8 protein-coding genes and 1 pseudogene are annotated in these 14,642 nt (G+C 70.9%); 7 read left to right on the top strand and 2 right to left on the bottom strand.

Features of this window, described 5'->3' with window-relative positions; translation table 11 throughout:
* The first annotated feature begins 24 nt into the window (after window positions 1–24).
* A complete protein-coding gene (locus ACFWBT_RS20110) occupies window positions 25–1,113 on the top strand; it encodes a branched-chain amino acid aminotransferase (protein ID WP_385702075.1) in 1,089 nt (362 codons plus the stop codon).
* A 149-nt stretch (window positions 1,114–1,262) separates the two neighbouring features.
* Here ACFWBT_RS20110 and ACFWBT_RS20115 read toward each other — a convergent pair.
* Window positions 1,263–2,745 (bottom strand): annotated as a pseudogene (locus ACFWBT_RS20115) (cytosine permease).
* Between the two features lie 164 nt (window positions 2,746–2,909).
* Between ACFWBT_RS20115 and ureA the strand changes: the two are divergent.
* From ureA to cimA, 5 genes are all read left to right on the top strand, one after another.
* Window positions 2,910–3,614: an urease subunit gamma gene (ureA, locus tag ACFWBT_RS20120; protein WP_385702076.1), complete on the top strand. Its 705-nt coding sequence runs from the start codon at window positions 2,910–2,912 to the stop codon at window positions 3,612–3,614.
* Window positions 3,611–5,320, top strand: a complete 1,710-nt coding sequence (locus ACFWBT_RS20125; RefSeq protein WP_385702078.1) for an urease subunit alpha — start codon at window positions 3,611–3,613, stop codon at window positions 5,318–5,320. Before ureA ends, ACFWBT_RS20125 begins: the two co-directional genes overlap by 4 nt.
* 25 nt (window positions 5,321–5,345) lie before the next feature.
* Complete coding sequence (locus ACFWBT_RS20130; RefSeq protein WP_385702080.1) at window positions 5,346–6,383, top strand: agmatine/peptidylarginine deiminase; 1,038 nt, start codon at window positions 5,346–5,348, stop codon at window positions 6,381–6,383.
* 15 nt (window positions 6,384–6,398) lie between these two features.
* Entirely contained in the window at window positions 6,399–6,989 is a 591-nt protein-coding gene (locus tag ACFWBT_RS20135; protein WP_385702082.1) for a TetR/AcrR family transcriptional regulator, read from the top strand.
* A 624-nt stretch (window positions 6,990–7,613) separates the two neighbouring features.
* Window positions 7,614–9,218 (top strand): citramalate synthase, encoded by a 1,605-nt coding sequence (cimA, locus tag ACFWBT_RS20140; RefSeq protein WP_385702085.1) that lies wholly within the window; start codon window positions 7,614–7,616, stop codon window positions 9,216–9,218.
* Window positions 9,219–9,422: 204 nt separating this feature from the next.
* On the opposite strand, the gene ACFWBT_RS20145 is transcribed toward cimA, so the two are convergent.
* Window positions 9,423–11,297, bottom strand: a complete 1,875-nt coding sequence (locus tag ACFWBT_RS20145) for a ricin-type beta-trefoil lectin domain protein (RefSeq protein WP_385702087.1) — start codon at window positions 11,295–11,297, stop codon at window positions 9,423–9,425.
* 258 nt (window positions 11,298–11,555) lie between these two features.
* On the opposite strand from ACFWBT_RS20145, the gene ACFWBT_RS20150 reads away from it, so the two are divergent.
* Entirely contained in the window at window positions 11,556–14,597 is a 3,042-nt protein-coding gene (locus ACFWBT_RS20150; protein WP_385702088.1) for a glycoside hydrolase family 3 N-terminal domain-containing protein, read from the top strand.
* Window positions 14,598–14,642 lie beyond the last annotated feature (45 nt).

Raw genomic sequence — 14,642 nt, forward strand, 5'->3', positions numbered from 1 at the left:
CAACCGGTGAAGGACAAACCACTCATGACGCAGCCCACGATCGAGCTCAAGCCGTCCGCCAGCCCGCTCTCCGCCGCCGAGCGCGAGGCGATCCTGGTCAACCCCGGGTTCGGCCGGCACTTCACCGATCACATGGTGACCATCAAGTGGACGGAGGGCCGCGGCTGGCACGACGGCCAGCTCGTTCCTTACGGCCCGCTCTCCCTGGACCCGGCGAACATGACCCTGCACTACGCGCAGGAGATCTTCGAGGGACTCAAGGCCTACCGGCAGCCCGACGGCACCGTCGCCACCTTCCGGCCCGACAAGAACGCCAAGCGCTTCCAGGCCTCCGCCCGCCGGCTCGGTATGCCGGAGCTGCCGGTGGAGACCTTCGTCGAGGCCTGTGACGCGCTGGTCCGCCAGGACCGCGACTGGGTCCCCACGCACGGCGGCGAGGAGTCCCTCTACCTGCGCCCCTTCATGATCGCGACCGAGGTCGGTCTCGGTGTGAAGCCCGCCAACGAGTACCTCTTCCTCGTCATCGCCTCGCCCGCCGGCGCCTACTTCGCGGGCGGCGTGAAGCCGGTCTCGATCTGGCTCTCCGAGGACCGCGTCCGCGCCGTTCCCGGTGGCATGGGCGACGCGAAGACGGGCGGCAACTACGCCGCCTCGCTCCTCGCCCAGAAGGAGGCCGCCGCCAAGGGCTGCGACCAGGTCTGCTACCTCGACGCGGTCGAGCACAAGTGGATCGAGGAACTCGGCGGCATGAACCTGTACTTCGTGTACGGCGACAGGATCGTCACCCCGACCCTCACCGGCTCCATCCTGCAGGGCGTCACCCGCGACTCCCTGCTGACCGTCGCCCGCGACCTCGGCTACTCCGCCGAGGAGGGCCGCGTCTCCATCGACCAGTGGCAGACGGACGCCGAGAACGGCACCCTCACCGAGGTCTTCGCCTGCGGCACCGCCGCGGTCATCACCCCCGTGGGCAACGTCAAGCGCGCCGGCACCGAGTGGCACCAGTCCGGCGGCGAGCCCGGCAAGGTCACCCTCCGCCTCCGTGAGGCCCTGCTCGACATCCAGCGCGGCATCACCGAGGACAAGCACGGCTGGATGCACCCGCTGGGCTGATCCGCCCGTTCCTCCCACCGGTCCCCGTCTCCCCAACAGGGTTGCGGGGACCGGCTGTTCGTTCGACGCGTTCCGTATCGTCCAGGCCCGCGATCCGGACCTGGTGGGGCGCCCGTTCTTCGCCGCGTACGACGAGCGCGCCACCTGGTTCAGCGACCTTGAAGCCGACTTTCGGCGCGAGCCGGTTCCAGCCGGGGCTCGACCCGGTGTGACGCCTCCTTCGCCGTGAGCGCCAGGTGGACGACGCCGCCGACCAGGCCGGACAGGACGAAGCTGCAGTCCACCCCGCCCGTCAGGGACAGCAGCGGGCCCTCGTACGACGGCAGGGACACGGCCAGGAGACCGACGAAGGCGCCCAGGGCCCAGGCCGCCGTGGCCCGGACGTTCCAGCCGGCCCGGTACCAGTAGACGCCGCCGCGGGAGCGGCGGTTGAAGACCTGGAGGGCGTCGGGGTCGTAGACCCCGCGGCAGCGGACGAAGCCGATCAGGGTGATGACCGCCCACGGCGTGCCGATCGCGGTCAGCAGCAGGACGAAGGAGGTCATCGCGGACTGGGCGTTCCAGGCGGTGGGGGTACCTCCCTGTTCGAGCGAAGCCGAGAGCTCGGGGGAGGCCGACGAACACGCAGAGCATGGCGACGACGGCGACCGCGCAGGTGGCCCGGGCGCGCGAGGTGCGGGGCAGGATGGCGTCGAGGTCGAGGCCCATGGAGTACAGCATCAGACCGGCGTTGCCCACCGAGCCCGCGGAGGCGGCCAGCAGCAGCGGGACCAGGTACCAGCCGGGGGAGGCGGATACCAGCGGTCCCGCGTAGTCGAGGGCCGCGCGAGCCCCGTACGCGGTGAAGGTGCCGAAGAGCTGGGGGACCAGCAGACCGGCGATCAGGCCCAGCCAGGTGCCGTGCAGGACCGTACGGGAGGAGTGGCGCTCGGGGGAGATGTAGCGGGTGTAGTCGCCGAGCAGCGTGATGAACGCGATCGGGCCCGACAGACCGGCCGCCACTGCCGCGAGCAGCCAGGTGGGCCAGAACGAGCCGAGCAGATAGCCGCCGGCCTCCGGGAGCGCCGCGGTGGTGAAGTGCGGGGCGTACGCGATCACGCCGACCACCAGCAGGGCCGACATGCCGATCGCGAGGGCGCGGGACATGGCGAGCAGTACGCGGTAGCCGTAGACGGCGCCCGCGACGGTCGCGGCGGCGAGCAGCGTGTACACGACGGCGTACGCCAGGCCGTTCGCCTCCAGGCCGAAGAGGCGGCCGAGGACGCCGACCATCACGTCGCCGCCGATCCACACGGTCAGCGCCGTGTAGCCGAGCGCGAGAAGCAGGCCGACGACCGAGCCGACCAGCCGTCCGCGCACGCCGAACTGCGCGCCGGAGGAGGTGGAGAGGTTGGTGCCGGTCCGCAGGGAGACCAGGGCCAGCGGCGCGGTGAGCGCCGTCCCGACGACCGTGCCTGCGACGATCGAGCTCACGGAGGACCACCAGTCGAGCCCGAACGAGGGCGGCAGCCAGCCGAAGATGATCACACCGAGGCAGAGGTTGGAACCGAGCAGGATCGATACGAGGTCGCGCGGCCCGCTGGTGCGTTCCTCCTCGGGGATGGTGTCGACTCCGCGCTGTTCGATCGGCATGGCTGGTCTCCTTTGACGGCCGCCTGGCGTGGTGCGGGCAGCATCACGAGTTAGAGCGACGCTCGATGTGGCGTCTCCGCTGCTTATCCGTCAATGTTTCCCTTCCATGAATCCGACGTTTAGAGTGACGCTCTAAATGGAGGAAGGCGAGGAGGTGTCGTGGCGTGAGACTGACCCCCACGGAGCGTGACCGACTGCTGCTGTTCTCGGCCGCCGAGCTGGCCCGGGCCCGCAAGGCGCGCGGACTGCGGCTCAACGTGCCGGAGGCCACCGCCCTGATCGCGGACACGGTCTGCGAGGCCGCCCGCGACGGCAGACGGCTGGCGGAGGCCGTCGAGGCCGCGCGGTCCGTCCTCGGCCCGGACGACGTCCTGCCCGGCGTCGCGGACATCGTGACCGAGGTGCATGTCGAGGCCGTCTTCGACGACGGCTCGCGCCTCGCGGTCGTGACCGACCCGATCGGCGGCGGACTCGGCGACCGGGCTCCGGGTGCCCTGCTGCCGGGCCCGGAGCACGCCGAGCCCGAGGCCGCCGTCCGCCTGTCCGTGACGAACACGGCCCCCGTCCCCGTCTCCGTCACCTCCCACTTCCACTTCTTCGAGGCCAACCCGCGGCTCGACTTCGACCGTGCCGCCGCCTACGGGATGCGGCTCGCCGTGCCCGCGGGGTCCTCCGTCCGCTTCGGCCCGGGGGAGAGCGCCGAGGTGGGGCTGCTGCCCATCGGCGGAGCGCGCGTCGCGATCGGCTTCGCCGGGCTGGTCGACGGGCCGCTGGACGCGCCCGGCGCCAGGGAAGAGGCCCTGCGCCGGGCCGCCGCCTGCGGCTACCTCGGCGTACCCGACACCCGTGACCAGGAGGCCGAGCGATGAGCCGCCCAGGAGGCCACCCCGCCGAGGCCCGCCGCCTCACCCCCTACGAGTACGCCGCCACCCACGGCCCCCGCGCCGGTGACCGGGTCCGGCTCGGCGACTCGGGGCTGACCATTCGCGTCGAGTCCGACGCCCAGCTCCCCGGTGACGAGTTCCTCGCCGGATTCGGCAAGACCGCCCGCGACGGACTGCACCTCAAGGCCGCCGCCGTCCGGGACACCTGCGACGTCGTCATCAGCAACGTCGTGGTGATCGACGCCGTCCAGGGCATCCGCAAGGTGTCCATCGGCATCCGCGAGGGCCGGATCTGCTCGATCGGCCGGGCCGGCAACCCCGACACCCTCGACGGCGTCGACGTCGTGGTCGGCACCGGCACGTCCATCGTCTCCGGCGAGGGCCTGATCGCCACCGCAGGGGCCGTCGACACCCACGTCCACCTGCTGTCGCCGCGCATCATGGAGGCCTCGCTGGCCTCCGGGGTGACGACGATCATCGGCCAGGAGTTCGGGCCGGTGTGGGGCGTCGGCGTCAACTCGCCCTGGGCGCTGCGTCATGCCTTCGGCGCCTTCGACGCCTGGCCGGTCAACATCGGCTTCCTGGGCCGGGGTTCGTCCTCCGACCGCGCACCGCTGATCGAGGCGCTCGCCGAGGGCGGCGCGAGCGGCTTCAAGGTCCACGAGGACATGGGCGCCCACACCCGCGCACTCGACACCGCGCTGCGCGTGGCCGAGGAACACGACGTCCAAGTCGCCCTGCACAGCGACGGGTTGAACGAGTGCCTGTCCGTCGAGGACACCCTCAGGGTGCTCGAAGGGCGCACCATCCACGCCTTCCACATCGAGGGCTGCGGCGGCGGACACGTGCCCAACGTCCTGAAGATGGCGGGCGTCCCGAACGTCATCGGCTCGTCCACCAACCCGACCCTGCCCTTCGGTCGGGACGCGGTCGCCGAGCACTACGGCATGATCGTCTCGGTCCACGACCTGAAGACCGATCTGCCCGGCGACGCCGCCATGGCCCGCGACCGCATCCGCGCCGGGACCATGGGCGCCGAGGACGTGCTGCACGACCTGGGCGCGATCGGCATCACCTCCTCGGACGCGCAGGGCATGGGCCGCGCGGGCGAGACCGTGCGCCGGACCTTCGCCATGGCCGGGAAGATGAAGGCCCAGTTCGGCGCGCCCGAGGACGACGACAACGAACGCGTCCTGCGCTACATGGCCAAGCTGACCATCAACCCGGCCATCGCCCACGGCCTCGCCCACGAGATCGGCTCCATCGAGACCGGCAAGCTCGCCGACATCGTGCTGTGGAGCCCCGAGTACTTCGGCGCCAAGCCGCAGCTCGTGCTGAAGTCCGGCTTCCCGGCGTACGGCGTCGTCGGCGACCCCAACGCCGCCACCGACACCTGCGAACCCCTGGTCCTCGGCCCGCAGTTCGGGGCGCACGGCGCGACCCCGGCCGAGATCTCGGTGGCCTTCGTCGCACAGGCGGCGCTCGACCAGGGCAACGACACCATGCCCACCCGCCGTCGCCGTGTGGCGGTGCGCGGCACCCGCGGCATCGGTCCCGCCGATCTGCGCCTCAACTCCCGTACCGGAGCGGTCGACGTGGACCAGCGCACCGGCCTGGTCACGCTCGACGGCGACCCGCTGCGCTCCGGACCCGCCGACTCGGTCTCCCTCAACCGTCTGTATTTCCTGTAATCGCCGCTGCCTGGAAGGAACACCCATGTCCGCTGCCGCCGACGGTTTCCGTATGCCCGCCGAATGGACCCCGCACGAGCGCACCTGGATGGCGTGGCCGGGCCCCAACCCCACCTTCGACAGCCCGGAGGACCTCGCCGAGTCGCGCGCGGCCTGGGCCGCGGTGGCCCGCGCGGTCCGCCGCTTCGAGCCGGTCACCGTGGTGTGCGGCCCCGGCCAGTCCGCTCCGGCCGCCGAACTCCTCGGCCTCGGCATCGACACCGTCGAGCGCGCGCTCGACGACGCCTGGATGCGCGACATCGGTCCCACCTTCCTCACCGACGGACAGGGCGAACTCGCCGCCGTGGACTGGACGTTCAACGGCTGGGGTGCCCAGGCCTGGGCCCGCTGGGAGCACGACGCGAAGATCGGCGCCGAGGTCGCGGACCTGGCGGGGGCGAAGACGTACGCCTCGCGGCTGGTCAACGAGGGCGGCGCGATCCACGTCGACGGCGAGGGCACCGTGCTGCTCACCGAGACCGTTCAGCTCGGCCCCGAGCGCAACCCCGGCTGGACCCGCGAGCAGGTCGAGGCGGAGATCCACGCCCAGCTCGGCACCAGCAAGGCGATCTGGCTGCCGCGCGGCCTGACCGGCGACTACCCCCCGTACGGATTCGGCACCCTCGGCCATGTCGACATCGTCGCCGCGTTCGCCGGTCCCGGGGTGATCGTCGCGCACTCCCAGCAGGACCCGGCGCACCCCGACCACGAGGTCAGCCGAGAGGTCATCGGGCTGCTCAAGGCGCAGACCGACGCCCGTGGTCGCCGCATCGAGGTCGTCGAGGTCCCGGCCCCGACGGCGCTGGAGGCCGACGGCCACTGGGCCGACTACTCCTACATCAACCACTACCTCTGCAACGGCGGCGTCGTCCTGTGCGGCTTCGACGATCCGCGGGACGAGACCGCGGCGGGCATCTTCCGCCGGCTGTTCCCCGAGCGGACCGTGACGCTGGTGGACGCACGTACGATCTTCGCGGGCGGCGGTGGCATCCACTGCATCACCCAGCAGCAGCCGAAGGTCTGACAACGGGAGTCACGGATGGCCGGTGCGCGGAAGAACGCGCCACCGCGCGAGGAGGTCCTCGCCGCCGCCATGGAGATGATCGCCGAGCGCGGTCTGGAGAAGCTCACCATGGCGGCACTCGGCCGTGAGGTCGGCATGAGCAGCGGCCATCTCCTCTACTACTTCCGCTCCAAGGACGAGCTGCTGCTGCGCACCCTGGAGTGGAGCGAGGGCCGCCTCGGCGCCGAGCGCGGCCGGCTGCTGGCCGCGCGCGGAACGGCCCGCGAGCGGCTCGACGGCTACGTCGACCTGTACGTCCCCGACGGCCACCGCGACCCGCACTGGACGCTCTGGCTGGAGGTCTGGAACCGCTCGCAGAACGCGGACGACGACGCCCGGGAACGGCAGGTCGCCATCGAGGGCGCCTGGCACCGGGACCTCGTCGCACTGCTCGCCGAGGGCGTCTCGCGCGGCGAGTTCCGCGCTGTCGACCCGGACCGCTTCGGCGCCCGGCTGCGCGCCCTGCTCGACGGCTTCTCCATCCATGTGGCGATCGGCCTCCGCGGCACCGGCCGCGACCAAGTCCTCTCCCACGTAAGAGAGTTCCTCGACGCGGCGCTGGGCTGAACGGCGTCAGTGGACAGACGGACAGACGGGTGGACGGACGGACAGGCAGACAGCCGGTCCAGCGAGCCAGCCGGTCGGCCGGTCGCCTGGGCGCCAGCCGCCTGGGCTGGCCCGCGCGGGGCGAGCGCCGCGCCGGACCACGACGGCCCGCGCGGGGCGAGCGCCGTGCCGGGCGCGACGGGCCGGCACGAACCGTGTCGTCGTCCGCTCCTCCGCTCCTCCGCTCCTCCGCTCCTCCGCTCCTCCGCCCCCGGGCATCCGCTGCCCGGCGGCGGACGACGGGGTCGCGGACGTGTTCGTCGTACATCCGCGCTGACCACGTAGCCCAGTGCTCGCATCCTGAGACACCCCGTGAGCACGGGGGCGGTATGTGCCAGACTGCCCCCGTGCTCTCGTTCGCCACGATTATTGGCAGCAGGCGCGCCGGTCCGCAGTGACCGCACGTACGACCAGGTACGGGCGGACACCGTCGTTCTCGACCCGCGCGCAGACCTCTCGCACCCGCGAGGGGTTTTTCGCATTTCTGGCCCACCTTCAGCCGGGAGCGCAGCGCGAGGGATCATTGGAGGACGGTGGAGCCGGTCATTCCGGTAGACCGAGATTCAATACAGGAGCCTTGAGACCATGACGGAAACCAGCGAGCTCGACGATGCTTTCCACGTCTTCGACACGACGCTGCGCGACGGCGCGCAGCGCGAGGGCATCAACCTCACCGTGGCGGACAAGCTGGCCATCACGCGGCACCTGGACGACTTCGGGGTGGGCTTCATCGAGGGCGGGTGGCCCGGCGCCAACCCCCGCGACACCGAGTTCTTCGCCCGTGCCCGGCAGGAGATCGACTTCAAGCACGCCCAGCTCGTGGCCTTCGGAGCGACCCGCCGGGCCGGTGCCAAGGCCTCGGAGGACCCGCAGGTCAAGGCACTCCTGGACTCGGGGGCCGCGGTGATCACCCTGGTCGCCAAATCCCACGACCGGCACGTCGAGCTCGCTCTGCGCACCACGCTCGACGAGAACCTGGAGATGGTCCGCGACACCGTCTCCTACCTGCGCTCCCAGGGCCGCCGCGTCTTCGTCGACTGCGAGCACTTCTTCGACGGCTACCGCGCGAACCCCGGGTACGCCAAGGCGGTAGTCAGCGCCGCCGCGGAGGCCGGCGCCGACGTCGTGGTCCTGTGCGACACCAACGGGGGCATGCTCCCGGCACAGGTCCAGGCCGTGGTCGCCACCGTCCTCGCGGACACCGGCGCCCGGCTCGGCATCCACGCCCAGGACGACACGGGCTGCGCCGTCGCCAACACCCTGGCGGCGGTCGACGCGGGCGCCACCCACGTCCAGTGCACGGCCAACGGCTACGGCGAGCGGGTCGGCAACTCCAACCTGTTCCCCGTCGTCGCCGCCCTGGAGCTGAAGTACGGCAAGAAGGTGCTCCCCGATGGCGCGCTGCGGGAGATGACCAGGATCTCGCACGCGATCGCGGAGGTCGTCAACCTCACGCCCTCCACCCATCAGCCGTACGTGGGAGTGTCGGCCTTCGCCCACAAGGCGGGCCTGCACGCCTCGGCGATCAAGGTCGACCCGGACCTGTACCAGCACATCGACCCCGAGCAGGTCGGCAACACCATGCGGATGCTGGTCTCCGACATGGCGGGCCGGGCCTCGATCGAGCTCAAGGGCAAGGAACTGGGCGTCGACATCAGCGACGACCGCGAACTGGTCGGCCGCGTCGTCGAGCGGGTCAAGGAGCGTGAGCTCAAGGGCTACACGTACGAGGCCGCCGACGCGAGCTTCGAACTCCTGCTGCGCGCCGAGGCCGAGGGCAAGGCCCTGACGTACTTCGAGGTCGAGTCCTGGCGGGCCATCGTCGAGGACCGCCCCGACGGCAGCCACGCCAACGAGGCCACGGTCAAGCTCTTCGCCAAGGGCGAGCGCATCGTCGCCACCGCCGAGGGCAACGGCCCCGTCAACGCCCTCGACCGTGCTCTGCGGGTGGCCCTGGAGACGATCTACCCCCAGCTCGCCAAGCTGGAACTGGTCGACTACAAGGTCCGCATCCTGGAGGGCAAGCACGGCACGTCCTCCACCACCCGCGTCCTCATCTCCACCTCCGACGGCACGGGGGAGTGGTCCACGGTCGGCGTGGCGGAGAACGTCATCGCCGCGTCCTGGCAGGCACTGGAGGACGCGTACACCTTCGGGCTGCTGAGGGCGGGCGTCGAGCCGGCCGCGTAGGACCGCCTCGACAGGAGGCCTCGGCGAGCTCCTCGAACTCGCCGAGGCTCATCGCCCGGCCGTCGGCCCACACCTGGCCGGGCTTCAACGCGGCGATGTCACCGGTGGAGAAGTCGACGACCCCGTGCCCCGGCGACGACCCCGGCCGCCGCCGTTCCCGCACGTCTCATGCCCGTCCCCCTCACCGGCGGGACAGGGCCCGCCCTACTGGAGCCGCCACTTCTGGTTGGCGGCCCTCGTGCACGACCAGATCTGTGCCCGGGCCCCGTTGGCCGACGAGTTGTCGCTCACGTCCAGGCACTTGCTCGCCACCGTGTTGACGATGTCACCGGTCGAAGAGTTGTACGACCACCGTTGCGCACCGGTCCCGTTGCAGTCGTACAGCTGCGCCTTCGCGCCGTCGGCCGTCGACCCCGACGTGACGTCGAGGCACTTCCCGAGCGAGCGCACCGATCCGTCCGCCTGCACCGACCAGGCCTGCGCGGCCGACCCGTTGCAGTCGTAGAGCTGCACCGCCGTGCCGTTGGCGCTCGAACCGCCCGCCACATCCAGGCACTTGCCCGCCAGACCGACGAACGCGCCCGACTGGCCGCCCCCGCCCGACTGCGTCCCGGACCAGGTGAACGTCGCCGACGTCTTGCCCGGCAGCGAGTAAGTGGCTTGCTGGGAGCCCCAGTTGATCGTGACCGACTTCGCGACCGAGCCGCCGTTGTAGGCGATCAGCGCCTTCGACCCATCCGAATTGCGCCAGGCGACGTTCGGGACGGCCGACGACGCCGTGGAGGCGATCCGCTGCGCCCCGGGCCGGACGAACTTCGTCAGATGGCCCATCGTGTAGTACTCGACCGTGTAGTCGACGGTCCCGCTCGACCCGTCCCCGTTGTGCACGGTGATGAGCCCTGAGCAGGTCCCGCAGCCGCCGTTGTGCGGTCCCCGGTTCTGGTCCACGGCGAGCGACCACTTGGTCACCGACTTCGCCCAGTTCCGGGTGTAGTCGACGATGTTGAGCATGTCCTCGCGCTGCTGGTCGGCGATCCAGGTGCCGCCGGAGTGCTCGGTTCCGAAGGCGTCGAGGCCCGGGTACTGGTTGTGCACGCTCGTCTGCTTGGCGATGTCGCCGCCGTACCCGTGCCAGGCGATCCCGCCGAAGTTCGGGTGCGAGCGGACCGCCGCGTCGTCGACGGTCCCCGCGGCGTAGGAGTCGTACACGTCCCAGTTCCAGTCGTGGGCGAGCACCTTGGTGGACAGGCCGGCCGCCTGGAGCTTGGGCAGCAGCTCGCTCTTGGTGAAGTAGGCGAGCCCCGAGCCGTTCCAGCTCATCGACGGGTAGCCCGAGCAGCAGGTCGGCTCGTTCTGTGCGGTGACGTACGAGACGGGGACGCCCTGATCCCGGTACGCCTGAAGGTACTTCACGAAGTACGAGGCGTACGCGCCGTAGTTCTCCGCCTTCAGCCAGCCGCCGTTCAGCGACCCGCTGTCCTTCATCCAGGCCGGTGCCGTCCACGGCGAGGCCATCACCGTCAGGGAGGGGTTGAGCTGGAGTGCCTGTCTGGTCAGCGGCACCACGTCGGCCAGGTCGTGCGCGACGGAGAACTGCGTGAGGTTCGGGTCGCTCTGCCCCGCGGGCACGTCGTCGTAGGTGTAGCCGAAGCGCGCGAGGTCCGAGGCGCCCATCGGATTGCGCAGGAAGGACAGCCCGATCCCGTCCGTCGGAGAGAACAGCTTGCGCATCGTCGCGTCGCGCGTGCTCTGCGAGAGCGCGCCGCTGCTGTTCATCAGCCAGGCCGCGGTGTCGGTGAAGGAGGCGCCCCCGCCGGTGAAGGTCTGGTACCGGGTGTTCTCGTCGACGGTGATGTTCTCGCCGCTGCCGCCGCTGCCCGACTGGAAGGCGAACGGAGCCTGGGCCTGGAGGCCGCGGACGACATGGCGTCCGCCGGCGTCGTCCGTCGTCGTCAGATAGGCGGTGACCTGTTCGCCCGCGGCGTGCGCGGGCGACGCCGCCGTGAATCCCGCGGTGGTGAGCAGCCCGGCGACGATCAGCCGGACCGCCCGAGTGGATCTCCTGGTGGATCTCCTCATGGAGCGCCGCCCTTCTGGAGGTGGGGGTGGGGGAGGCGTGCGAGGCGTGAGTAAATGACGGCCACGGACCCGCGTCAAGGGGTTGCGCGTTCACAGGCTGAAGGAACAACTGCCCTGATCCAGACGTGACTTGGGTGTGTACCGGTTCTGACGTGAAGTCTTGACGGGTTGCCGGGGCGCCAGTTAACTCACGCCGTGATCTAAGTCGTAAGACGTCATGAGTCGTCAGAAGTCACGTGAGAGTCGAGGGGGGACCCCATGACCAGGCTCGATCGGAATTCCGTACGAAGAACCGCTCTGCTGGCCGGTGCCGCGCTGATCGCCGGACTGCTTCCGCTCGCGTCGGCGGGAACGGCGGCGGCCGACGATCCCGCACCCGTCCCGGTCGACCGCTTCGAGGGCGAGGTGCCCTTCGCGAGCCAGCCCGCCGAGGGCCTCTTCACCTGGGGCGGCGACAGTGACGACCCGCCCCGGCTGGCCCTGACCGAACGGACCGACGCGCCCGAGGGTGCCAAGGTCCTCACCGGCGACTACGACATCAGCGGGTACGGCGGCTTCACCCACGACTACGCGGCGGACCAGCCGGCCCACGACTGGTCCGCGCACAAGGGCATCCGCTTCTGGTGGGACGGCCGCGACAACGCCAAGAAGATCGCCTTCGAGATCAAGGACGGCGGAGCCAACGGCGAGGCCTCCGAGCTGTGGACGACCTCCTTCACCGACGACTTCACCGGCTGGAAACAGATCGAGATCCCCTTCACCGACTTCGCCTATCGCACGGACTACCAGCCCGTCGGCGGCATCGACCAGGTCCTCGGCCTGAACCAGATGTGGGGATACGCCGTCACCCTCCCGGTCGGCGTCCAGGGGCGGTTCGCCCTGGACGACGTCGAGCTGTACGGCAGGGCCGACCAGTCCCTGCGCGCCTCCGTCACCACCGACGCCGCCGTCCACACGGTGAAGGAGGGCTCCGCGGCCGCCGTGCAGGTCTCCGTGGCGACCACCGGCGCCGCCCCGATCGACGAGCCCGTGACCGTCGGATACGAGAGCGCGGGCGGCTCCGCCGAGCCGGGCAAGGACTACACCCCGGTCAAGGGCGAGGTCACCTTCCCCGCGGGCACGGCGTCCGGTACGAGCCGCACCATCAAGATCCCGACCCTGCGCGACCGGTCCGCCGAAGCGGCCGAGACGATCCCCCTCAAGCTCACGGTGACCGGCGCCAAGTCGCCCACCGAGACCCCGCAGGTCGTCATCGACGCCCACGGACTCCCGTACCTGGATCCGAAACTGCCCGTGAGGAAGCGGGTCGCCGACCTCGTCTCCCGGATGTCCCTGGAGGAGAAGGCCGGGCAGATGACCCAGGCGGAGCGCGGAGCGATCGGCACGGGCGGTGACATCGCGGCCTACGACCTCGGCTCGCTGCTCTCCGGCGGCGGCTCCACCCCGACCCCCAACACCGCCGCGGCCTGGGCGAAGATGATCGACGGCTACCAACTCCGGTCGCAGGCCACACGGTTCCAGATCCCGCTGATCTACGGCGTGGACGCGGTGCACGGCCACAACAACCTCACCGGCGCCACGGTCATGCCCCACAACATCGGCATCGGCGCCACCCGTGACCCCCGGCTCGCGGAGCGGACCGGTGCGGTGACCGCCGCCGAGGTCCGCGCCACCGGCATCCCCTGGGACTTCGCCCCCTGCCTGTGCGTGACCCGCGACGAACGCTGGGGCCGTTCCTACGAGTCCTTCGGCGAGGACCCGGCGCTCGTCGAGTCCTTGGAGACGGTCGTCCGGGGTCTCCAAGGCGCCGCGGACGGCAGGGACCTGAAGGACGACGACAAGGTCCTCGCCACCGCCAAGCACTTCGTCGGCGACGGCGGCACCGGGTACGGCACCTCCACGACGGGCTCGTACACCATCGACCAGGGCGTCACCAAGGTCACCCGGCAGCAGCTGGAGGCCGTGCACCTGGCCCCGTACCAGTCGGCGGTCGACCGCGGAGTCGGCTCGGTCATGCCGTCCTACTCCTCGCTGGACATCGTCGGCGACGGCCGGGGCCCGGTGAAGATGCACGCCCGCGCCGACATGATCAACGGCGTGCTCAAGGGCCGGATGGGCTTCGACGGCTTCGTGATCAGTGACTGGAACGCCATCGACCAGCTCCCCGGCGACTACGCGTCCCACGTCCGCAGCTCGGTCAACGCGGGTGTGGACATGATGATGGTGCCGTACTCGTACAAGGACTTCCGCACGACGCTCATGGACGAGGCGAAGGCCGGTCGTGTCAGCGAGCGGCGGATCGACGACGCCGTGGCGCGCATCCTCACGCAGAAGTTCAGGCTGGGCCTCTTCGAGAAGCCGTACGCGGACACGAGCGGCGCTTCGGAGATCGGCTCGGCCGTGCACCGGGCCGTGGCGCGGCAGGCGGCGGCCGAGTCCCAGGTCCTGCTGAAGAACGCGGACGGCGTACTGCCGCTGAGGAAGTCGCAGAAGGTGTACGTCGCGGGTTCCAACGCCGACGACATCGGCAACCAGACCGGTGGCTGGACCATCACCTGGCAGGGCTCGTCCGGGAACATCACCCAGGGCACGACGATCCTCCAGGGCATGCGCAAGGCCGGCGGTGACGTCACGTACTCGAAGGACGCCTCCGCCCCGACCGGCGGCTACGACGTGGGTGTGGTCGTCGTCGGCGAGACCCCGTACGCGGAGGGCGTCGGCGATGTCGGCAACGGCAACGACCTGGAGCTGACCGCGGCCGACAAGGCGGCCGTCGACAAGGTGTGCGCGGCCATGAAGTGCGCGGTGCTGATCGTCTCGGGCCGTCCGCAGCTCATCGGCGACCGCCTCGGCGCCGTGGACGCGCTCGTCGCCTCCTGGCTGCCGGGCACGGAGGGCGACGGCGTCGCGGACGTCCTCTACGGACGGCGCGCCTTCACCGGGCAGCTTCCGGTCACCTGGCCCAGGACGGAGTCCCAGCTGCCGATCAACGTCGGTGACGCGTCCTACGACCCGCAGTTCCCGTACGGGTGGGGTCTGACGACGCTCACGAAGGCACCGAGCGGTGGCACCGCCACCCTCCGGGCGCTCGCCCTGGTCGCCTCGGCGGCGGAGCGGTCCGGCGCCGACGGGGTCGCCCGCACGGCCGTGACGAAGGCCCGTCTGCTCGTCCAGCAGAAGATCGGCTCGTCGGTCACCGCCGCGTCCGCGAAGCCCTTCGCGGACGCGGACCATCTCCTGCTGACCGGCCACTACGCGCAGGCGGTGGCCAAGCTGACGGAGGCGTACCGAGCCGGGTGAGGTACCCGGGACGCTGAAGCGCCGGCCGGGGCTGAGCATCAGCCC

Origin of the sequence: Streptomyces sp. NPDC060027, from assembly GCF_042737005.1 — a bacterium.
In the GTDB taxonomy this organism is placed as follows: domain Bacteria; phylum Actinomycetota; class Actinomycetes; order Streptomycetales; family Streptomycetaceae; genus Streptomyces.

Excerpts from the sequence above, each read along its gene's own strand:
- ACFWBT_RS20110 (WP_385702075.1), top strand. The coding sequence starts at position 25 with ATGACGCAGCCCACGATCGAGCTCAAGCCGTCCGCCAGCCCGCTCTCC.
- ACFWBT_RS20150 (WP_385702088.1), top strand. The coding sequence starts at position 11,556 with ATGACCAGGCTCGATCGGAATTCCGTACGAAGAACCGCTCTGCTGGCC.
- ACFWBT_RS20130 (WP_385702080.1), top strand. The coding sequence starts at position 5,346 with ATGTCCGCTGCCGCCGACGGTTTCCGTATGCCCGCCGAATGGACCCCG.
- cimA (WP_385702085.1), top strand. The coding sequence starts at position 7,614 with ATGACGGAAACCAGCGAGCTCGACGATGCTTTCCACGTCTTCGACACG.
- ACFWBT_RS20145 (WP_385702087.1), bottom strand. The coding sequence starts at position 11,297 with ATGAGGAGATCCACCAGGAGATCCACTCGGGCGGTCCGGCTGATCGTC.
- ACFWBT_RS20135 (WP_385702082.1), top strand. The coding sequence starts at position 6,399 with ATGGCCGGTGCGCGGAAGAACGCGCCACCGCGCGAGGAGGTCCTCGCC.
- ACFWBT_RS20125 (WP_385702078.1), top strand. The coding sequence starts at position 3,611 with ATGAGCCGCCCAGGAGGCCACCCCGCCGAGGCCCGCCGCCTCACCCCC.